Origin of the sequence: Rhizobium sp. M10, from assembly GCF_002531955.1 — a bacterium.
Taxonomy (GTDB): domain Bacteria; phylum Pseudomonadota; class Alphaproteobacteria; order Rhizobiales; family Rhizobiaceae; genus Rhizobium; species Rhizobium etli_C.
This window is the reverse complement of sequence record NZ_NWTA01000008.1, coordinates 37562-58412: the sequence shown is the minus strand read 5'-3', so window position 1 is coordinate 58412 and position 20851 is coordinate 37562. Positions and strand designations below refer to the sequence as shown.

Genomic DNA, 20851 nt, shown 5'->3' with positions numbered 1-20851 from the left:
TATCAGAAATTTTGTTTTCTTGCCCCTAACTTGATATCAGGAATGTCGTTCTGTCAACCGAGCTACATCTTTTATCATACTAATTCATTTTTCGGTAAAAATAACGTATTTACAGTATGTTATCGTATCTCATCCATCGCGAAATCGAAAAACAACCGGCGTTTTTAAATCAAAATTTCCGATATTGATTGATCACACATGGAGCCGCATGATGATGTCGCGCCCGTGATTTCCGAAGCCACGGCCGAAAATATTGACGCCGCCGGTATGGCCGGCATTCTCGGCGATGCCGACGCGTAGCCGGATGGAGGAATGCTGGCCGAGCGCGAGATCGCCGAGCGTGACATTCGATGCGGCGACACCGTCGATGAAGGTTCCGCGCGTCGAGATGCGCCAGGTCTTCATCATCCCATATTGCGAGCCCTCGAGCTTCCACCAGGCCGGGGTGAAGACGCCGCGCTTGTCGCCGTAATCGCCAGGCGACGTCCAGGTTCCGATCGCCATGCCATTGACCCAGAGCGTGATGTCGGAGGGCCAGTCCGGATTGGTGCCGGGCACCTCAGACGACAGCTCTAGCGAAAACTCGATGGCGCGGATATCCTTGTTCAACACCTTGGCATTGTTGGGGAATTTATACTCGACATAGCCTCTTCCGAACCAGACGAGCCCGGCCTGCATGCGTTGCGGATCGAGGAAATAGTCCGGCACATCGAGGGGGCCGATGACGCTCTCGGTGGAACAAAGGCCGCATGGTGCATGGACGTCGCAGCTGGTGTAGAGTCCCACCGGCATCTCGACTTCGATGATGTTGTTGGCTCGTTGCGCCGCACTTTCCTCGAAGCTGATCAGGATCTCGCTGTAGATCGCCGAGCAGATCTTCTGGTTCCCCTTCCGCGCTTTTGCCAGCTGCGAGTCGACAAGCCGTGCGTCTTCCAAAATCTGAATGCCGGTGGCGACCGTGGATTGGGGGAGAGACAAAGCGCGCGCGATATCGTTGATATTCATCGGCCCCTTGGCGCAGAGCAGCTTGAGAATCTCGATCCGCGCCGGGGCAGAAAGTGCGCGGATCGCCTCACTATTCTCGCCGGCGGCAATCGTCAAAAACGAACGTTCCATCATTCCCCCAATGATTCCGATGAAATGATGTATATCGGAAATTATGATACATCAAGAGGGAACGGCTGCGCCGGCCGTGATAACCCGTGTAGGCCTGGAATTCTACGCGCGGAGGGTTAGCGGATTTCCCACGGATTGAGGATTTGCAAGCCAATTCCCTCAAAATCGGACACGTTGCGCGTTGCGAGCGAAGCGCCGCGCGAGATGGTAATGGCTGCGATCTGTGCATCGAACTGGCTGATCGGCCTGCCAGCCTTGCGGCGATCGGTGGCAATGATGGCGTAGACGTCTGCCGCGTCACGATCGAATGGCAGGACGCGGCCGCTCATATCCTCGTTGAATATTGGCAGGATTGCCGTTTCGAGATCACTCCGGCGCCGCCCGTGAGGAAGGAGACGCAAGCCATGTAGAATTTCCGCTTCGGTAATCGCGGTCGTGAATACCGATGATGCATGTTGTACGCCCAGCCATTTGCTCACAGCCGCATTCGGTACGGGGTGTGAGCAGTTCCGAAATGACGTTGGTATCGAGAATGATCACACGTCAAAGTCCGGCGTGTCACGGATCGGCTGCCGGGGCGGAATTTCGAGCTCAATTCCGCCGACCGATTGCAGGCGGGCGCGGATAGTATCGGCGAGATTGCGCGCCTCCGGCTCGGTGGTCGCAAGTGCCGTACGCAGAATATCGCGTGCTTCGTCTTCCATTGAACGGCCATGCGTCGCGGCGCGGACGCGCAGCCGCTGCTTCAATCCCTCATCGAGATTGCGGATCGTCATGCTGGCCATGCCTCCATTCATCAATGACAGCATATAAATCATTGATTGCAGGTTCAACGGCCAGCGGATGCGTTCCCGTTCTCAGGTCCCACAGAAAGGGTAGGGCGCGGGTCAATGCCCTCCGACCGGGGCCGCTCGCTTTAAGCTGCCGTCAACGGTGCAGGAGCGGCCGCAATGCGGCCTGCGTTTCCTTCAGCAATGGCAGATAGCGGTCTTTCATCTCCGCCGCCGGGACGAGGGCGGCCGGCGCGCCGATATTGATCGCCGCGACCGTTTCGCCGCGGTCGTTTTCAACAGGCACGGCGATCGAGCAGAGGCCGATCTCCAGCTCCTGATCGATGACGGCATAGCCGTCCGCGCGCACGCGCCGGAATTCGGCAATGAGTTCCTCGGGATCGGTCTTGGTATTGGCAGTGTTTTGCTTCAGCTCGCTGCGGGCAAGGATGGCGCGGGCCTCGCTTTCGGGAAGGGCTGCGAGCAGCACACGGCCCATTGAGGCGCAATAGGCCGGTAGGCGGCTGCCCGGGGTGAGATTGATCGACATGACCCGGCGCTGCGAGGCCCGGGCGACATAGACGATTTCGATGCCGTCGAGCACGGAGGCCGAAGCGCTCTGGCCGGCGCGTTCCGAGAGATGATCGAGATGCGGCTGCAACAGCGCCGGCAGCGGCGTCGCTGAGAGATAGGCATGGCCGAGCCGCAGGATCTTCGGCGTCAGTGTGAAGAACTTGCCGTCATAATCGGCATAGCCGAGTTCGGCGAGCGTCAGCAGCGAGCGGCGCACGGTGGCGCGGTCGAGCGCCGTCAGCTTCGAGGCCTCGGCGATCGAGAGCCGCGGCCGTGTCTCGCCGAAGGCTTCGATGACTTTCAGACCGCGGGCAAAGCCGCTGACGAAATCGGTTTCGCGCATTGTTGGCTCCTGTCGTCAAAACCACATTTTATACCGCTCCGCCCTTCGCTTGCGCTTCGGGCATTCGTCGCTGCAATCGATTCACTGGATCGATTGCTCGGGCTGCGCCCGACCGCTCCTCATTGTGCGATATATGAACAAATGTCAAATATCGCACAAAATATCTTGCAGAATGCCCCTGCCGCGCTTTATCTCTGAACAGGAAGACGCGATGGCGAGCTGCCCACACGATCGAGCCAAGGAGAATCCGGCATGGACAAGACAGTCGGGAGCACGGCGCAGGCCGTCTCCGAGATCGGTGACGGTGCGACCGTCATGATCGGTGGTTTCGGCGGTTCGGGGGCACCGATCGAATTGATCCACGCCCTGATCGACAAGGGCTGCAAGGATCTCACCGTCATCAACAATAATGCCGGCAACGGCCGCATCGGCATCGCGGCGATGATCGATGCCGGCATGGTCAGAAAGATGATCTGCTCGTTCCCGCGCTCGTCGGATCCGCGCGCTTTCACCGACAAATACCTGGCCGGCGAAATCGAGCTCGAACTGGTGCCGCAGGGCACGCTGGCCGAGCGCATCCGCGCCGGCGGCGCCGGCATTCCGGCCTTCTACACGCCGACCGGCTACGGCACCGAACTCGCGAAAGGCAAGGTCATCGCCGAATTCGATGGCCGCCATTATGTGCAGGAGCGCTGGCTGAAGGCCGACTTCGCCATTGTGAAGGCTGCGGTGGGGGATATCCACGGCAACCTCACCTACAACAAGGCCGGCCGCAATTTCAATCCGCTGATGTGCATGGCGGCGGCGAAGACCATTGTCCAGGTCTCATCGATCGTGCCCGCCGGCGGCATCGATCCCGAGCATGTGGTGACCCCCGGCATCTTCGTCGATCGTGTCGTTGCCGTTCCCAATCCGCAGCAGGAAGAAGAGCTCATTCGAGCCGGAGTGGCCTACGTATGACCGTCGATATCAGAGAAGACATCAAACTCACCAATGCGCAGATCGCCTGGCGCGCCGCCCAGGATATCGCCGACGGCGCCTATGTGAACCTCGGCATCGGCTTTCCCGAAATGGTCGCCCGCTATCAGCCGCCCGGCCGTGAAGCGATCTTCCACACCGAAAACGGCATCCTGAATTTCGGTGAGCCGCCGGCGGAAGGTGAGGAGGACTGGGATCTGATCAATGCAGGCAAGAAGGCTGTGACGCTGAAGCCGGGCGCGGCCTTCTTCCACCACGCCGACAGTTTCGCCATGGTGCGCGGCGGCCATCTCGATGTCGCCATCCTCGGTGCCTATCAGGTCGCGCAGAACGGCGATCTCGCCAACTGGCGCGTGGGCAGCAAGGGCGTGCCGGCTGTCGGCGGCGCCATGGATCTCGTGCACGGCGCCAAGCAGGTCTGCGTCATCACCGAGCACGTCACCAAAACGGGCGAGCCGAAGCTGGTGGAGAAATGCACCTTCCCGCTGACCGGTGTGGCCTGCATCACCCGGGTCTATACCAGCCACGCCGTCATCGACATCGTCAACGGCCGCTTCGTCCTGCGCGAGAAGCTGGCCGCGATGTCTGAGGAGGAATTGCAGGCGATGACCGGTGCGCCGCTGCATGTCGACGGGCCGGTTGCCGATCTCGTCGTTCCGAAACTTTAAGGGAAAAGCCATGACCGAAGCCTTTATCTGCGACTATATCAGGACGCCGATCGGCCGCTTCGCCGGCTCGCTCTCCCAGGTGCGCGCCGACGATCTCGGCGCCATCCCGCTGAAGGCGCTGATGCAGCGCAACGGCGCCGTCGACTGGGAAGCCGTCGACGACGTGATCTTCGGCTGCGCCAACCAGGCGGGTGAGGACAACCGCAATGTCGCGCGCATGTCGGCGCTCCTGGCCGGCCTGCCGATCGCCGTGCCGGGCACGACGATCAACCGGCTGTGCGGCTCCGGCATGGATGCGGTGATCACCGCCGCACGCGCCATCCGCGCCGGCGAGGCCGAATTGATGATCGCCGGTGGCGTCGAAAGCATGTCGCGGGCGCCCTTCGTCATGCCGAAGGCCGAGACCGCCTTTTCGCGGGCGGCGGAAATTCACGACACCACGATCGGCTGGCGTTTCGTCAACCCTGTGATGAAGAAGCAGTACGGCGTCGATTCCATGCCGGAGACCGGCGAGAATGTCGCCGCGGACTATCATGTCAGCCGCGAGGATCAGGATGCCTTTGCGGTGCGCAGCCAGGCTAAGGCCGCCGCCGCCCAGGCGAGCGGACGATTGGCGAAGGAAATCACCCCGGTCACCATTCCGCAGCGCAAGGGCGATCCCGTCGTCGTCGACAGGGACGAACATCCGCGTGCGACGACGATGGAGACGCTGGCGAAACTCGCCACACCCTTCAAGAAAGAGGGGGGCACGGTCACCGCAGGCAATGCCTCCGGCGTCAATGACGGCGCGGCGGCACTGATCGTCGCTTCGGAAGCGGCGGCGCGGAAATATGGCCTGACGCCGATCGCCCGCATCCTCGGTGGCGCCTCCGCCGCCGTCCCGCCACGTGTCATGGGCGTCGGGCCGATCCCGGCTTCGCGCAAGCTGATGGCCCGGCTCGGAATGAGCCAGGAACAGTTCGACGTCATCGAACTCAATGAAGCCTTTGCCAGCCAGGGCCTGGCGGTGCTGCGCGCGCTCGGCATTGCCGATGACGACCAGCGGGTCAACCGCAATGGCGGCGCCATCGCGCTCGGCCATCCCTTGGGCATGTCGGGCGCCCGCATTACCGGCACAGCGGCGCTGGAGCTTGCCGAAGCCCGCGGAAAATACTCGCTGTCGACGATGTGCATTGGCGTCGGGCAGGGGATCGCAATCGCACTGGAAAGGGCCTGAGGGCGCGGCACGTCAGATCCCGAGAGACCGCCACATCCCCAACTCCCGGCGTTCCGGCGCCATAGCCACCTTATCACAGGCGCAGATCCTGGGACCGGATGTCCCATTTGGCCGATGCACGAGGGCAGAATGGTAGCAGGAGAGCCAGGGTACTCGCCGCGGCAGCGTATGACACTCCGCGCGGCGTCTCAGCCCTCTAACACTCTTTCATGACGCTCGCGCAATGAGTTGAAGACGCTTCCGGGCAGCCTTAGTTTCGTATCTTCGAAAAAACGCCGGTTCAACGCGTCGAAGTCTGCATCCGGATCGGCCGTAACCAAGGCGATCTCGTCAAAGAAATCCAGTTCGGAGTCCGAAAGCGTTGAATTTGGTGCGGGTTGTGCACCCCAAACGTCCCAGGGCAGGACTTCGCGACCGTTGAGGGTGGCGAGGTCGCGGATCAGGTTCCCAGCGATGAACCACAGACCACGAAGCTGTGCGAACTCGATGCCGAACAAGGTCGGATCGAGTTCTCCGGTGCGGCATCTGCGCCAGGCGTCGGACGCGGTCAAGAACTGGTCGCGTGGAACGTCATGGATGTCGAAGCCAATTCCGAGCTTGCGGATGAAAACCTCGTCGAGCTGGCTGTCCAGCAGCGCCCAGCGTCCATCACTCGCGCTCCAGTATTCGCAAACCCAGTGATCTTCGAATTTGCCGGGATTAAAGTAGGCGCCGAACCCTCCCCGGCCTCGAGCGGGAACGCCGTGGTGGCGAAGGATTGCGATGGACAGTAACATGTAGTGGCGGCAAATGCCGACCAGGCGCTTCCCGGGCGCCCGGGCACAGGAAAGCGGACGATCGTCAAGCGCCAGCAACGCATCAACCATCTTCTCGATCGGGCGGATATGGCTTTCGGCGCGGCGCGCGTCGGGAACCTTGTAACCATAGAGTGGTTCTGCGGCGTGTTCGTAGATCAGCAGAGCCTGCACCGTGCGGGCGACGCCCGACGGATCGGACGGCAGCATATCGAGGAGTGCGGAATGGCGCCCGGGCGCGCTGAAGAGTGAATGCTTCGTATAATGTTGAAGCTTGCGATGCTGAGCGCGGTCGTTGTGCTCGCAATGGTTGGAAAAGATTTTGACGTTCATATTACAACCTCCTGCGGGGCCAGATGCCGGTTCGCCTGTTCTGCCACAGCGTTCAATCGGGTGTTTGATCCGCGTTGCGGAGATTTGAGCGCTGGTTCGTCCGCCCGCGGTGCATCTCAGGCGAGCATCACGGCACCGGAGCTTTCGGGAGCCGCGCGAAAGTCGCTGGCGGCGTTGTGGATCTGCGCCAGCCGGCGATAGCAATTGCACTCGCGTACTCGAAAAAGGTCTGAGGCTGGTTACGCGTGGGGCTTCCGGCACGTGCCGGCAGATGCGGGTCGGTTGCGCGCCAGATCAGGCTTCGCTAGAAACCGGGCATGCTGATCCGACCTGCAAACAACGACGACCGAAGTGCCATCTGGAGGATCATCGGCCCGACGATCCGTGCCGGCGAGACCTATGCGCTCGACCGCGATCTCTCCGAAACCGATGCGCTCGCCTACTGGATGGGGCCGGACCGCGAGACCTTCGTCGCCGAAGAGGGCGGCGTCATCCTCGGCACCTATTACATCAAGGCCAATCAGGCCGGCGGCGGGCGCCATGTCTGCAATTGCGGCTATATGACCGATGCTGCGGCGGCTGGCCGTGGCGTCGCCCGCCGCATGCATGAGCATTCGCTGGAGCATGCCCGCGAAAGGGGCTTTCGGGCGATGCAGTTCAATTTCGTCGTCAGCAGCAATCGCCGCGCCGTCGAGCTGTGGCAATCTCTCGGCTTCGACATCGTCGGCCGGCTTCCCGGCGTCTTCCTCCATCCGACCGACGGTTATGTCGACGCACTTGTGATGTTCCGCACCCTGTAGGATTGTCCGGAAAAAAGATGGGAGGGCGGTGTCGAATTCGCGGCGCTCCAAACGTCATTGATCGTAGGCGAAATGCGGCAAGCCGGCCGCATCGTCGCGATCACTGTCGGCATGGAGGTTGGAAGCCATGAGTGTTCCCTATCGTTGGGTCATTGTCGCCGTCGGCGCTTTGATGTCCTGCGTGGCAATCGGCGCGATGTTCTCGCTGGCGATTTTCCAGGAGCCGATCGCGAGCGCGACCGGCTGGTCGCATGTCGGCATTGCCAGCGCGATGACGCTGAATTTCATCGTCATGGGTTTCGGCGGCTTCCTCTGGGGTGCGGCCAGCGACCGCTTCGGGCCGCGCATCGTGGTGATGATCGGATCCGTGCTGCTCGGTCTGGCGCTGGTGCTCGCGAGCCGCGCCGAGACGCTCATGCAATTCCAGCTGACCTACGGACTCCTGGTCGGATTGGCCGCCAGCGCCTTCTTCGCGCCGATGATCGCGGCGACGACCGCCTGGTTCGACGTCAATCGCGGGCTTGCCGTGTCGCTCGTCTCCGCCGGCATGGGCGTGGCGCCGATGACGATCTCGCCTTTCGCGCGCTGGCTGATTTCGGCCTATGAATGGCGGCCCGCGATGCTGATCATCGGCATTGCAACCTGGGTGCTGCTGGTGCCGGCCGCCCTGCTGGTCAGGCAGCGCCCGCTTGCCGAAACCGCCGATGCCGGCACCGAGTTCGCCGCGGAGGGTGCCCGGCCTCAGCTGTCGAAGGTCTTCCGCTCGCCGCAATTCAGCGTGCTCGGCCTCACCTTCTTTGCCTGTTGTGCGGCCCATTCCGGGCCGATCTTCCACATGGTGAATTATGCGACGATCTGCGGCGTCGCTCCGATGGCCGCCGTCAGCATCTACAGCGTCGAGGGCCTGGCCGGTCTCGGCGGCCGGCTGCTCTATGGCAGCCTTGCCGACCGGATCGGCGTGAAGCCGGTGCTGGTCGCCGGCCTCGCTGTGCAGGCCGGGGCGCTGGCGACCTATCTCTTGGTCAGCGAGTTGACCCAATTCCACGCGCTCGCCATTATCTTCGGCAGCGCCTATGGCGGCGTGATGCCGCTCTATGCGGTGCTGGCGCGGGAATATTTCGGCCAGCGCATCATCGGCACCGTCTTGGGCGCGGCGACGATGCTCTCCAGCCTCGGCATGGCCTTCGGTCCGCTGATCGGCGGCTGGATCTTCGACACCTTTGCCGATTATTCCTGGCTGTTCATCGGCTCCGCCATGGTTGGCCTCGGAGCGGCGGCGATCGCGCTGGCCTTCCCGCCGCTGGCTCGCCAGAAGCCGCAGCCGGCCTTGGGTGTGGCTCCTTGATGAGGTTCCATTCCGATCGAGGAGGTCTGCGAGACCAACGCCCCTCCCCAACCCCTCCCCACAAGGGGGAGGGGCTACACTGCGGTCCCCGGCAGTGATCAAAAGGAGTGGTCCTGCGGGCTGTTACCGTTCGACGAATTGGTACGATGGAGGGTTACCTGAAGTGGTGCGGCACGCTAGCCCCTCCCCCTTGTGGGGAGGGGTTGGGGAGGGGTCTTGGTCGGCCCGCACCGGCCAGCCACGACATCCCCCTCCATACAAATCTCCCGCTTTCGTGCATTGCCCTTCGCCGATTTCGGCTGATAGACTTCCCCTGTCTGTTTCATCACCTATGTCCTTTGTTTTCGGGAGGCTGTCCTAGCCATGGCAGAACTTGCTCAATTGCTCGCATCCATCAGACTGCCGGATCTCGCCGGCAAGGCCGTGCTGATCACCGGCGCCTCGACCGGCATCGGGGCGGCGCTCGCCCGCGCCTTTGCGGCGCAGGGCGCCAAGGTCGGCGTGCATTATAATGCCAGCCGCGAGCCGGCGGAGAAGCTTGGCGAGGAGATCCGGGCTGCCGGCGGCACCGTGCATCTGATCCAGGGCGACGTGTCGCGGGAAGGCGAGACGGAGCGGGTCGTCGAAGAGACGGCGAAGACCTTCGGTCATCTCGACGGCCTCATCAACAATGCCGGCGGCATGCTGGGGCGCAAGCCGACTTCGGAATATACCGACGCGCATTATGCCGCGGTGATGGATCTCAATGCCCGCTCGGTGCTGGCGGCGACGCGTGCGGCCCATCCCTGGCTGAAAAAGCAGGGCGGCTTCATCATCAACACCACCTCGATCGCCGCCCGCAACGGCGGCGGCAATGGCGCCATCCTCTATGCGGCGTCCAAGGGCTTCGTCTCGACGATCACCCGCGGTCATGCCAAGGAATTCGTCTCCGACAGGATCCGCGTCAATGCCGTAGCGCCGGGCGTCATCGCCACTCCTTTCCACGAGCGTTATACCGATGACGAGCAGATGGAGCTGCAGCGCAAGTCGATCCCGATGGGTTTCGTCGGCACCTCGGAGGATTGCGTCGGCGCCTATCTGTTTCTCGCCTCGCCGACACTTTCAGGCTACATCACCGGGCAGATCATCGAGGTCAATGGCGGTCAGCTGATGCCATAAGTCATTCTCGCCGGAGGTTCTCTCTTCCTTTTCCCTCGCAAGGGAACTTTCGAACCGCCGTCACGTTTCCCGCTTGGCCATATTTTCAAGCGGGGCACCATGAGCTTTTCATTTTCGGAACTCGACTTCCTCAAACCGGAGCTCGGGGCGGAATATATTGGTTCAGGCACCCACTTCGCCGTCTTCTCGGCCCATGCGGAACAGATCGAACTTTGCCTCTTCTCTCCCGACGGAGTGGAAGAGATCGCGCGGCTGCCGCTGCCGAAACGCGAGGGCGACATCTGGTCGGGCTATATCGCCGGCGTTGGCCCCGGTACGGTCTACGGCTATCGCGCCCATGGGCCCTATGACCCGCAGGCCGGTCATCGCTTCAATCCGAACAAGCTCTTGCTCGATCCCTATGCCAAGCAGGTAACGGGCGACCTCAAATGGGACGACGCGCTGTTCGGCTACCGGATCGGCGAGGACGATCTTTCCTTCGATGACCGCGACAGTGCGCCCTTCACGGTCAAGAGCGTGGTGCAGGATCCGGATTTCGACTGGGCCGGTGAAGAGGCGATCCGCCGCCCCTGGCCCGACACCATCATCTACGAGGCGCATGTGCGCGGCCTGACGATGACGCATCCGAAGGTGCCGGAGCGGCTGCGCGGCACCTTTCTCGGCATGTGCAGCGATCCGATCATCGACCATCTCGTCAAGCTCGGCATCTCGGCGATCGAGCTCCTGCCGATCCAGTATTTCCTCGACGATCGTTATCTGCTGGAAAAGAACCTTCGCAACTACTGGGGCTACCAGACGCTCGGCTTCTTCGCGCCGCAATCGCGCTACATGTCCGGCGACAAGATCACCGAAATCAAGACCATGGTGAAGAAGTTCCATGCCGCCGGCATCGAGGTGATCATGGACGTGGTCTACAACCACACCGCCGAAGGCAGCGAGAAGGGGCCGACCTTGTCCTTCCGCGGCCTCGACAATGCGAGCTATTATATCCTTTCCCCCGATGATCCCCGCCACACCTTCGATACGACAGGCACCGGCAATACGTTGAACGTCGCCCATCCGATGGTGATGCGCATGGTGCTCGACAGCCTGCGCTATTGGGTCGGGGTCATGCATATCGACGGGTTCCGCTTCGATCTCGCCAGTACGCTCGGCCGGCAGGATCTGGAATTCGACCGTCAGGGTCTGTTCTTCGGCGCCATAAGACAGGATCCGATCCTGGCCGGGGTGAAGCTGATCGCCGAACCCTGGGATATCGGCGAAGGCGGATATCAGGTCGGCGGTTTCCCGCATCCTTTCCGCGAGTGGAACGACAAGTTCCGCGACGACGTGCGCCGTTTCTGGAAGGGCGACGGCGGCATGGTGTCGGAACTGGCGGCGCGGATCACCGGCTCGGCGCTGCAGTTCAACCATTCGGACCGGGGGGCGACCTCCTCGATCAATCTCCTGTCGGCCCATGACGGCTTCACCCTGATGGACACCGTCTCCTTCGACGGCAAGCACAACGAGGCGAACGGCGAGGACAACCGGGACGGCCATTCGGACAATCATTCCGACAATATGGGCGCCGAGGGCGCCACCGACAACGCCGATATCAACGCGGCGCGGGCGCGGCGGCGGCGCAACATGATGGCGACGCTGATGCTTTCCCAGGGCGTGCCGATGATCCTGGCCGGCGACGAGCTCGGCAACAGCCAGGGTGGTAACAACAACGCCTATTGCCAGGACAACGAGGTCGGCTGGACCGGTTGGGACGGCCTCGATGATCCCTTCCTCGATTTCTGCCGGCAGGCCGTCGCCTTCCGCAAGGCCCATCCGGTCCTCAGGCAGGAGCGGTTCCTGACCGGCGAGGTGAGCGAGGACGGGCGCATCGAGATCGCCTGGTACAAGCCGGACGGCAGTTTCATGGACGACGGGGCCTGGAACGACGACGGACTGCAAGTGCTCGGCGTCTACCTCTCGAAAAGCGCGCATGCGCCGGATACCGAGGCGATGGACGACCTCTTCCTGGTCTTCAACGCCGGCGGTGACTGCGAGGTTCATCTGCCTGTCGTGAACGGCCTGAAAAAGTGGTCCCGGGTTCTCGACACCGGGGCGGAGACCGGCGCCTTCGATGTGCACGATCAGGACAATCCCTTCATGGTTTACACCCAGAGCCTGGCCGTGTTTGCGCCGAAAGGACAGACCCAGCCGCCGGAGGGGGCGACGAAGGCCCAGCGCCGCCGGTGGTTCCAGTTTGGTCGCCGCGGCAAATAGCAGGTCGTCAACAGCATGAATGCCGAAGCCATCACCGATCTTGGCCTCATCTATGTCAGCGATACCGAACCGGGCATCCGCAGACGAAGGAAAGGCAAGGGCTTCAGCTATGTGATGCCTGATGGCACGACGCTTGCCGATGAGTTGCAGCGGGCGCGCATCGGCGCGCTCGGCCTGCCGCCGGCCTATGAGAATGTCTGGATCTGTCTCTACGAGAACGGTCATCTCCAGGCGACCGGCATCGATGCGCGCGGGCGCAAGCAATACCGTTATCACAAGGAGTGGCAATCCTTCCGCAGCGCCGGAAAATTCCATCAGCTGATCGAATTCGGTCGGGCATTGCCGAAGATCCGCCGCACCGTGCTGCGCCATCTCGATACCGGTGCGGAGGATGTCAACGGCGTGCTGGCGGCTTTGACGACGCTGCTCGACGAGGCGCATCTGCGGGTCGGCAACCAGGCCTATGTCAGGGAGAACGGCACCTATGGCGCAACGACGCTGTTGAAGCGGCACCTGAAGATCGTCGACGGGCGGATCGAGTTGAGGTTTCGCGCCAAGGGCGGCAAGCGCGTCCAGCGCAGCCTCAAGCATCCCAGGCTGCAGAAGATCCTGGAGGAGATTGCCGATCTGCCCGGCCGCCAGCTCTTCGTCTGGAAGGATGAAGGCGGGGCGCTGAAACCGGTCGATTCCGGCCGGCTGAATGCCTATCTGGCCGAGATATCGGGCATTCCGATCTCCGCCAAGACGTTTCGCACCTGGGCCGGATCGCTGGCGGCCTTCGGCATGGCGCGCGAAAGAATTGGCGGCGGCGGGCGGCCGACGGTCAAGGAAATGTCGGAGGCGGCGGCCGAGGCGCTGCACAATACGCCGGCAATTTCACGCTCGAGCTACATCCATCCGGCGATCATCGCGCTCGCCGGCAATGACCATCCTGTGATCGAGGGTCGCAACGAGCCGCTGCGGGGCTTGCGGGCGGAAGAAAACAGGCTACTTGATTTCCTGACACGCGAGATCGAGGAATGAGCCCTGCAAACCCGCCGACATCGGACGTATCCCTCACCCATCCCGACCGGCTTTACTGGCCGGACGAGGGCGTGACCAAGCAGAAGCTGGCGGATTATTACGCCGCTGTCTGGCGTTTCATGGCACCTTATCTCGTCAACCGGCCGTTGGCGCTGTTGCGCCTGCCGGACGGCATTAAAAGCCACCAGCGGTTTTTCCAGAAACACGGCTGGAAAGGCATGAATTCCCATATCGAGGAGATCGCCGACCCTGAGGACGCGGACGGCGAGAAACTGCTGCGCATTTCCGATTTCGACGGGCTTGTCGCGCTGGTGCAATCGGCCGCACTTGAAATTCACCCCTGGGGCACGACGACCGATCATTGGGAAACACCCGATATGATCATCATGGATCTCGATCCCGGCGAGGACGTGGCCTGGAGCGCGGTGACATCGGCAGCGCTTGACGTAAAGGCGCGGCTGGAAGCCCGCGGGCTTGCCGCCTTCGTCAAGACCTCCGGTGGCAAGGGGCTGCATGTGGTGGCGCCGCTTGCGCCGAAGGCCGGCTGGGCCGAGGTGAAGGATTTCGCCCATACGCTTGCCGAAAGCATGTCGGCCGACGCGCCGGAGAAATATCTGGCAACGGCGACGAAGGCAAAACGCGGTGGGCATATCTATATCGATTATCTCCGCAACGGCCGCGGCAGCACGGCGGTCGCGCCCTATTCGACGCGGGCGCGGCCCGGTGCGCCGGTGTCGATGCCGCTCGATTGGTCCGAGCTGAAGGAACTCAGCGGTCCGGCCGCCTTCGCTCTCGCCAATGTGCCGCAGCGGCTGGAGACCAGGCCGCGCGATCCCTGGGGTGATTTCTTCGAGGCGGCCGTGCCGCTGCCGTGAATGGCCCGCTCATTCCGTGCTGTCGAGCTCGGGATAATGTCTGAAAATCCCTTCCTCGTTGAAGGCGAGGCGGCGAGGGGAGGCCAGATAGCGAGCGATGTTCGGCCGCTTTGCCACCGCAGCATGCAGGGCCAGAAGGGCGGGGTAATCGGCCTTGCGTTTGGCCATGGCCTTCGGAAAGGCATAGGTCAGGCCTTCGATCACCTGGAAGAGCGAAAGGTCGACATAGGTCAGCGCGTCGCCGACGATATGGCCGGAACCATCAGGGTTCTGCCGCAGCACACGTTCGAAATAGCCGAGGTACTTCGGAATGCGCTGGCCGATAAAGGCCGCCGAGCGGGCCTTCGCCTCCTGCTTCTGCTCCTCGTAATATCGCCCCATGTCGATCGGGTGATGCGTGTCGTGCACCTCGGCGACGAAATCGGTGATGGTGAGCTGCAGGCCGTTGGCGACATGTCGAAGGCCCTCATCCCTGGGCGCGAGCCCCAGCCGCGGGCCGAGATAAAACAGGATGTTGGCGACATGCGGGACAATCAGATCGCCATCCTTCAGGAAGGGCGGCGCGAAGGGGATGTACGGTTCGCTTTCGCTTTTGATAATGTCGAACATGGCGCCGGTGCCTCGGCCGGGGTCACGGGTAATGTCGACGTAATCGGCGCCGGCCTCTTCCAGCGCCAGCCTGACGAACTCGCCACGCCCCTGGATGCCGTCCCAGTAATAAAGCTCATAGGTCATCTCAGCTTAATCCTTCGGTTTACGACCGAAGTCTTTTCGCAGTTCGTCCTTGGCTTCTTCAAGAGTGGCCCGTCGTTTTTTCGTCAATTGGTCGCCGGCGCGGTTGATGTAGAAGGTCAGCATCGACATGGCCGCGCGAAACGGGCTCGACTTGCGGCGATGGCTCTCTTCGGCAGAATGCTTGACAGAGCGGGCAATCTTCTTCGGATCGTCCGATTTGAACACGCCTTCCTTCAGATCCATTGCGTCGCTGTGTTCGGTGACATCCTGCGACCATTTCTTCTTCGATTTGGCCATGGCGAATCCATTTGCCGGATACGGGCGGCGCAGGCCGCCGCCGTTTCCGCCATCCTTAGTGGTGGCTGTGGAGCTCGTTGCGTTTGCGCGTCGCTGCAGCCTTCTTGGCCGAGGCGGACCGCTCCTCTTTCGAGCGCGCCGCCGATGCAGCGCCGCCGGCGCGTCCGCCCTTTTCTGAGGATTCATGCGTATCCTTCTTGCCGTGGCCGGATCCGGATTTGTTGCCGCCGCCGCTTTCCTTGTTGACCGTCGCCCAGGCACGCCGTTCAGCTTCCTTCTCGGAAACGCCGCGATCCTCGTAGCTTTCCTCGATATGCTCGGCCTTGCGCTTCTGCTTGTCGGTATAGTCGGATTTGTCTCCTCGCGGCATCTTCGCCTCCTGTTGTTTGCAAAGCGATGCAATGCGTTTGAAGCCAGTCCAACCGGTGCGGAGCGCAAAAGTTCCTTCGGAGGTCATTGCCCCGGATTTCGGAACAAAAGCCGGTTTCGTCAGGTTTTCGAGGGGAAAGCCTGCATAATCCTGATAGAGCAAGGAGCCGAGAACATGGAAAAACACCTCGTCAAAGCCGATGGAAACGGCATGATCGACGTGAACGGCCAGGTATCGCCGGTCACCTATACCGTCAGCTTCAAGGAGAAAATGGGCCATTCCTATGAGGTCGATATCCGCCTGATGGCGCCGCGCGACTGGCTGCTGCAGTGGGGATTCAACCGTGACGCCGTGCTGTCAGCCAGAGCGGCGCGCGCATTCCCGTTTATCACGATGGTGCCAACCATCACGATGGTGCCAACCATCACGGTGACGGTCATCACGACGGTGGCCGCCTGGATCCTGCCGAGGTGATTTCGATCGAACTGACGGCGCGCGACGACAGCTGCACCAACGAGGCTGATCTGATGGGCAAATATCCGGAGTTCGACAGTTTTAGAGCCGCTGCTGCAGGGCGGTCTTGACGGCCCGGTCGAGCGCGGCGCTGTCGAAAGGTTTCGTCAGCAGCACCGAGCCGGAGAAACGATTGGCGTCGGGCAGATCGCTGTCGCCCGTGGCAAAGACCAGACCGACCGAGGGGAGCACTTCCCGCGCTCTGGCGGCAAAGGCCGAACCCGACATGCCGGGCAGGCCGACATCGACGACGACGATGTCGACGATGGTATGGCCAAGAATATCCGCGCCCTGTTCGCCGCTCTCGGCCTCGATGACGTCATAGCCGAGATCCTGCAGGATCTCTGCAGTATCCATGCGGATGAAGGCGTCGTCTTCTACGAGCAGCAGCTTCAGCTTTCCGGCAGTCTCGGCATGTCTTGGATCGGGAGGTGTTGAATGGGGCGCGGCGGCATCGGCTGCCGCTCGGCCGCCCTGCGGCCGGTTGGTGAGCACGTGGCGGATCTTGCGGGCCAGCTCCTCGCGCGTATAGGGCTTGGAGAGCAGCTCCAGCCCGGGATCGAGCCTGCCGCCATGGACGATCGAGTCTTCCGTATAGCCGGAGGTGTAGAGCACGGCGATGTCGGGAAGACGCGCGCGCGCCATGCGCACAAGTTCCGGGCTCTTCAACAGGCCGGGCATGACGACATCGGTAAAGAGCAGGTCGATATGGGCGCCGCTCTCGATCACCGTCAGCGCGCTTTGCGCATCCTTGGCCTTCAAGACGTAATAGCCGAGATCCGACAGCATCTCGATAACCGTGGTGCGAACACCCTCGTCATCCTCGGCGACAAGGATGGTTTCGGTCCCGCCGGTTGCCGGCACGGTGTCGGCGGCGCTGACGTGATCCTCGCTGCGGAACGAACGGGCGAGATAGAGCTTGATGGTCGTGCCTTCGCCGGCCTGGCTGTAGATCTTTACGTGGCCGCCGGACTGCTTGACGAAGCCGTAGACCATCGACAGGCCGAGACCGGTGCCCTTGCCTTCCGGTTTCGTGGAGAAGAAGGGCTCGAAGGCCTGCTCCTTCACCTCCTCGGTCATGCCGGAGCCGGTATCGGTGACCGCGAGCACGACATATTGGCCGGCCTTCACTTCAGGATGGGTGCGGCTGTAGGAATCGTCGAGGAAGGCGTTGCCTACCTCGATCGTCAACCTACCGGCGCCATTCATCGCGTCGCGCGAATTGATCGCAAGGTTGAGCAGGGCGTTCTCGATCTGGAGTGGATCGGCGAAGGTGTTCCAGAGGCCGCCGGCGACGACGGTCTCGACTTCGATCTCCTCCCCGAGCGCGCGGCGCAGCATATCGTCCATACCGGTGACGAGACGGCCGATATTGATGACCTTCGGTTCCAGCGGCTGGCGGCGGCCGAAGGCGAGCAGCTGGCTAGCCAGCCGCGAACCACGTTCGACGGCGACGAGCGCATTGGCAATGCGTTCCTTGGCCCGGCCGCTTTCCGCCACGTCCTTGCCGAGAAGCTGCAGATTGCCCGAGATGACCTGCAGCAGATTGTTGAAGTCATGGGCGACGCCGCCGGTGAGCTTGCCGATCGATTCCATCTTCTGCGCCTGCTGGAGCGCCGCTTCGGCCTGCTGGCGATCGGCGATCTCGGCTGCGACGCGGACTTCGAGCATTTCGTTGAGTTTGCGCAGCTGATCTTCCATGTCGCGGCGATGGTCGATTTCGACCGTGGCGGCCCGGAAGAGCCGAATATTGTCGATCGCCACGGCCGACTGGCTGGCGAGGCTGACGAGGCTTGCCTCTGCCGCCTGGGAAAAACGGCCGGGTTCGCCGTGGCCGAAGAACAGGCCGCCGATGACGCTGCCGTCGCGCGATTTCACCGGCACGGCAAGATAGCTCCTGACCGGCAGATGCCCCTTCGGCATGCCGGAATGCGGCGCGTTCTGCCCGTAGCGCGGGTCGAGCAGGATGTTGTCGGAGCGTACGATGCCTTCGCCGCCGAAGGTCGGCGCGAAGACCTTGGTATTGCGCGGCATCGGGAACTTTTCGAAGTTCTTCCGGTCGACGCCCGAGAGCGCGTAAAGCATATAGCTGCCACCCTCGCCATCGTCGACATTGTAGAAGAAGGCGCCGAATTCGGCGCCGGTGAGCGTCACGCCGGCATCGACGACAATCTGTGTCAGGCGTTCGACGTCCGGCTCGACGGTGATCGCCGCACCCGCCCGATTGACGACGGCAAGCGCCTCCGACTTGGTGCGCAGCTCTTCCAGCGCCAGCTTCTCGCCGCGTTTGGCCGCCACCTGGTCGGTGACGTCGAGGGTCGCGCAGAGGATGCCGGCGATGGTGCCGTCATCGTCGCGCAACGGCGTATAGGAAAAGGTGAACCAGGTGTCCTCGGTACGGCCGTCGCGGCGCATCGGAATGAGCAGCTCTTCGAAGAGCTGCGGGCTGCCGCTGAGCGTGCTCGCCACGATCGGCGAGAATTGCTCCCAGATATCCGCCCAGACTTCACGGAAAGGTCGTCCGAGTGCGGCGGGATGCCGCTCGGGGAAAACGGGAACATAGGCGTCATTGTAGAGAAAGGCGAGATCGGGACCCCAGGCGACGAATTTCGGCTGGCGCGAATTCAAAACCATTTCGGCGATATGCTTGAGAGAAGCAGGCCAGCTTTCAACCGGTCCGAGACCGACGGCGTCAAAGGCCGGATGCCGCAGCAATTCGCCGATTTCGCCGCCGCCTCTCGGCCAGCCGTTGCCGAAGCTTCGCATCCAAAACGCTTTCTTGTCGCCCGCCGCGCCGGTGTAGACGCCAGCAATTGAAAGTCCTGCAGCCCCCTTCGCACGTCTGAAAGAGGCGCGGCTGCAGGGGGTCAGCTCGTCCAACCGTCAAGATAGCGGCTTGAAAGGGCAGGGAAAGGGTCGTGTCGAAATATCATTAACCGCTGGCAGTTCAACCTTTTGCAGCGGTGACGCGGGCCATCTTCGAGCGGTTATTTTCGGTAGAATTTTTGCGACGCTGCGAGGGCGCGGCCAATGTCGAAGGAGGGCAGTTGCAGCGGCCTGCGGGGATCGCGGAAAACCAGTCCGACGAGCTTGTCGACGACAAGGATCAATCCGAGGGCGAGACCGAGATAGAGCAGCGCGGCGACGAGCAGGAGCGAGATCTCCATATCTCATGCGACCACGGTGAAGGCGCGGCCGCAGGCTGCGGAAACGGGCAAGGCAAGGATCACGGCAGGGCCGTCGGTCATGATAATTTCCCCCGTTTCGCCGCAAACAGCCCTGGTAGGGGCGTGTTCCCGACGATCGGGCGAGAGGTCAGCTTCTGGAAGCCTCAAAGCTTGCAGCGTCATCCGGCCTCTGTTCACCCCCGCATGGAATAGCCCACCTCCGAACCTTCATAAAACACAACTAATTCAGGCATATGACAAAGAAAGGCCGAAGGGCGTCGCGACGACGCCCTTTGATTGAAGTGTTCGGTATGCCGTGTTTCAGGACGCCGTCTTGCGGCTCGCAGTCCGCTTGGGCGCCGGCGTGACGACGCCGTTCGTCTTGGCGCCGGTTGCAGTACTCTTCGGGGCCGTTACGGCGCGCTTGGCCTTGGGCTTGGCTTCCTTGCCGTTGGACGAGGCAGCAGAGCCTTCGAGCGCTTCGCGCTCGTGGCGTGCCTGTTCCCAATGAATGGAATCTCGCCCTGTCGGATAGCCCTCTTCTTCCCAGAGGGCGTATGCACGTTTCTTGATCCACTCTTCCCGAGTTTCTGCCATCGCTGATCTCCAGTCACATAATGCCGTCGTTCGAACGCGATACTGCCCGGATGGTTCCAGAGGAGGGCCGCTGTTTCAAGCGAAATCGGCCTACAACCCTAAATATTTCGCGTCGCAGCATATCAGGGTTGAGAATCGGCATTCACCGAGACTGAAATTCCGCCGCCTTGTGCAGATCTGACACGAACGCCTGGCGCTGTTGGTGGTTCTCCTTCTCGTCACGGATGCGCAGGAGAAAGGAAGGATGGATGGTGACGAGAACGGGCGGATGGTTCCTCGGCTGCAGGATATGGCCGCGCTCCGGCGTCAGTTTCGCCTTCGGTCCAAGCAGTGCGTAGAGCGCGCTGGCGCCCAGCGCCACGACGAGCTTCGGCTGCAGGATGTTGAGTTCGGCGCCGAGCCACCAGGCGCAACGGCGGATCTCGCCGGCATTGGGTTTGGCATGCAGGCGCCGTTTGCCGCGCGGTGTGAACTTGAAGTGCTTGACCGCATTGGTGACGTAGCAGCGCCCGCGATCGAGACCGGCTTCTTCGAGACAGTGGTCGAGCAGACGGCCGGCGGGGCCGACAAAAGGCCTGCCGGCGATATCTTCCCGGTCGCCCGGTTGCTCCCCGACAAGTACGATCTCGGCCTTGTCCGAGCCTTCGCCGAAGACGATCTGCGTGGCGTTCCTGTAGAGGTCACAGCGGGTGCAGCCTTCGGCCTGATGGCGCAGTTTGGCAATGCTGTCCGCATCCGCGACTTCGAGCGTCAAGGCCGGGCCGAGGTTTGCGGCGATATTCATGGTCGCGATCCTCGTTTCCTCGGGATCAATCGCTCGCAGCGGGGATTGTTCCGGCTGCCGAGCCGGCGCCGCCGGCGAAGAATGGCAACGCGCGAGAAATTTCGCGCCATGGGAGAGAGCTGGCGCAATTGAACGCCGCC

20 protein-coding genes and 2 pseudogenes are annotated in these 20851 nt (G+C 62.2%); 10 read left to right on the top strand and 12 right to left on the bottom strand.

Features of this window, described 5'->3' with window-relative positions:
• Nucleotides 1-192: 192 nt before the first annotated feature.
• From CO671_RS14995 to CO671_RS14980, 4 genes and pseudogenes are all read right to left on the bottom strand, one after another.
• Nucleotides 193-1119 carry an ArsR family transcriptional regulator gene (locus CO671_RS14995; protein ID WP_170964986.1) on the bottom strand — a complete coding sequence of 309 codons (927 nt, stop codon included), beginning with the start codon at nt 1117-1119 and terminating at the stop codon, nt 193-195.
• A 113-nt stretch (nt 1120-1232) separates the two neighbouring features.
• Nucleotides 1233-1656 (bottom strand): annotated as a pseudogene (locus CO671_RS14990) (type II toxin-antitoxin system VapC family toxin).
• On the bottom strand, nt 1653-1901 hold the full coding sequence (locus CO671_RS14985; protein ID WP_097606740.1) for a plasmid stabilization protein: 249 nt from the start codon (nt 1899-1901) through the stop codon (nt 1653-1655). Before CO671_RS14985 ends, CO671_RS14990 begins: the two are co-directional and overlap by 4 nt.
• A gap of 142 nt (nt 1902-2043) precedes the next feature.
• On the bottom strand, nt 2044-2802 hold the full coding sequence (locus CO671_RS14980) for an IclR family transcriptional regulator (RefSeq protein WP_097606574.1): 759 nt from the start codon (nt 2800-2802) through the stop codon (nt 2044-2046).
• 252 nt (nt 2803-3054) lie between these two features.
• Here CO671_RS14980 and CO671_RS14975 point away from each other — a divergent pair, with 252 nt between their 5' ends.
• The 3 genes from CO671_RS14975 to pcaF are packed head-to-tail and all read left to right on the top strand — an operon-like array spanning nt 3055 to nt 5664.
• Nucleotides 3055-3762: a 3-oxoacid CoA-transferase subunit A gene (locus tag CO671_RS14975; RefSeq protein WP_097606573.1), complete on the top strand. Its 708-nt coding sequence runs from the start codon at nt 3055-3057 to the stop codon at nt 3760-3762.
• The gene (locus CO671_RS14970) at nt 3759-4448 is read left to right on the top strand and encodes a CoA transferase subunit B (RefSeq protein ID WP_097606572.1); all 690 of its coding nucleotides are present in this window, start codon (nt 3759-3761) and stop codon (nt 4446-4448) included. The genes CO671_RS14975 and CO671_RS14970 overlap by 4 nt, the downstream gene beginning before the upstream one ends.
• 10 nt (nt 4449-4458) lie before the next feature.
• A complete protein-coding gene (pcaF, locus tag CO671_RS14965) occupies nt 4459-5664 on the top strand; it encodes a 3-oxoadipyl-CoA thiolase (protein WP_097606571.1) in 1206 nt (401 codons plus the stop codon).
• 188 nt (nt 5665-5852) lie between these two features.
• Here the strand turns inward: pcaF and CO671_RS14960 are convergent, their stop codons facing one another.
• Nucleotides 5853-6791, bottom strand: coding sequence for a transglutaminase domain-containing protein (locus CO671_RS14960; protein ID WP_097606570.1), 939 nt, complete (start codon nt 6789-6791; stop codon nt 5853-5855).
• Nucleotides 6792-7108: 317 nt separating this feature from the next.
• Between CO671_RS14960 and CO671_RS14955 the strand changes: the two genes are divergently transcribed.
• From CO671_RS14955 to ligD, 6 genes are all read left to right on the top strand, one after another.
• On the top strand, nt 7109-7591 hold the full coding sequence (locus CO671_RS14955; RefSeq protein ID WP_097606569.1) for a GNAT family N-acetyltransferase: 483 nt from the start codon (nt 7109-7111) through the stop codon (nt 7589-7591).
• A 127-nt stretch (nt 7592-7718) separates the two neighbouring features.
• A complete protein-coding gene (locus CO671_RS14950; RefSeq protein ID WP_097606568.1) occupies nt 7719-8936 on the top strand; it encodes an MFS transporter in 1218 nt (405 codons plus the stop codon).
• Between the two features lie 363 nt (nt 8937-9299).
• Nucleotides 9300-10094 carry an SDR family NAD(P)-dependent oxidoreductase gene (locus tag CO671_RS14945; RefSeq protein ID WP_097606567.1) on the top strand — a complete coding sequence of 265 codons (795 nt, stop codon included), beginning with the start codon at nt 9300-9302 and terminating at the stop codon, nt 10092-10094.
• A 99-nt stretch (nt 10095-10193) separates the two neighbouring features.
• On the top strand, nt 10194-12350 hold the full coding sequence (gene glgX, locus CO671_RS14940) for a glycogen debranching protein GlgX (protein WP_097606566.1): 2157 nt from the start codon (nt 10194-10196) through the stop codon (nt 12348-12350).
• A 15-nt stretch (nt 12351-12365) separates the two neighbouring features.
• Nucleotides 12366-13373 (top strand): DNA topoisomerase IB, encoded by a 1008-nt coding sequence (locus CO671_RS14935; protein ID WP_097606565.1) that lies wholly within the window; start codon nt 12366-12368, stop codon nt 13371-13373.
• Entirely contained in the window at nt 13370-14248 is an 879-nt protein-coding gene (ligD, locus tag CO671_RS14930; protein ID WP_097606564.1) for a non-homologous end-joining DNA ligase, read from the top strand. Before CO671_RS14935 ends, ligD begins: the two co-directional genes overlap by 4 nt.
• Before the next feature lie 9 nt (nt 14249-14257).
• Here ligD and CO671_RS14925 read toward each other — a convergent pair whose 3' ends face one another.
• From CO671_RS14925 to CO671_RS14915, 3 genes are read right to left on the bottom strand one after another with little or no spacing between them, the layout of a single operon-like run.
• Nucleotides 14258-14983: a glutathione S-transferase gene (locus tag CO671_RS14925; RefSeq protein ID WP_097606563.1), complete on the bottom strand. Its 726-nt coding sequence runs from the start codon at nt 14981-14983 to the stop codon at nt 14258-14260.
• Between the two features lie 6 nt (nt 14984-14989).
• On the bottom strand, nt 14990-15280 hold the full coding sequence (locus tag CO671_RS14920; RefSeq protein WP_064685727.1) for a DUF3175 domain-containing protein: 291 nt from the start codon (nt 15278-15280) through the stop codon (nt 14990-14992).
• 55 nt (nt 15281-15335) lie between these two features.
• Nucleotides 15336-15650, bottom strand: a complete 315-nt coding sequence (locus CO671_RS14915; RefSeq protein WP_097606739.1) for a plasmid stabilization protein — start codon at nt 15648-15650, stop codon at nt 15336-15338.
• Nucleotides 15651-15824: 174 nt separating this feature from the next.
• Here CO671_RS14915 and CO671_RS14910 point away from each other — a divergent pair.
• Nucleotides 15825-16234 (top strand): annotated as a pseudogene (locus tag CO671_RS14910) (hypothetical protein).
• Here CO671_RS14910 and CO671_RS14905 read toward each other — a convergent pair.
• From CO671_RS14905 to CO671_RS14885, 4 genes are all read right to left on the bottom strand, one after another.
• Nucleotides 16206-18929: a response regulator gene (locus CO671_RS14905; RefSeq protein WP_097606562.1), complete on the bottom strand. Its 2724-nt coding sequence runs from the start codon at nt 18927-18929 to the stop codon at nt 16206-16208. The pseudogene CO671_RS14910 and the gene CO671_RS14905 overlap by 29 nt on opposite strands.
• Before the next feature lie 221 nt (nt 18930-19150).
• Nucleotides 19151-19330 carry a hypothetical protein gene (locus tag CO671_RS14900; RefSeq protein WP_097606561.1) on the bottom strand — a complete coding sequence of 60 codons (180 nt, stop codon included), beginning with the start codon at nt 19328-19330 and terminating at the stop codon, nt 19151-19153.
• A gap of 321 nt (nt 19331-19651) precedes the next feature.
• The gene (locus CO671_RS14890) at nt 19652-19927 is read right to left on the bottom strand and encodes a DUF2934 domain-containing protein (protein ID WP_010030922.1); all 276 of its coding nucleotides are present in this window, start codon (nt 19925-19927) and stop codon (nt 19652-19654) included.
• 142 nt (nt 19928-20069) lie between these two features.
• Nucleotides 20070-20711 carry a UdgX family uracil-DNA binding protein gene (locus CO671_RS14885; protein ID WP_097606559.1) on the bottom strand — a complete coding sequence of 214 codons (642 nt, stop codon included), beginning with the start codon at nt 20709-20711 and terminating at the stop codon, nt 20070-20072.
• Nucleotides 20712-20851 lie beyond the last annotated feature (140 nt).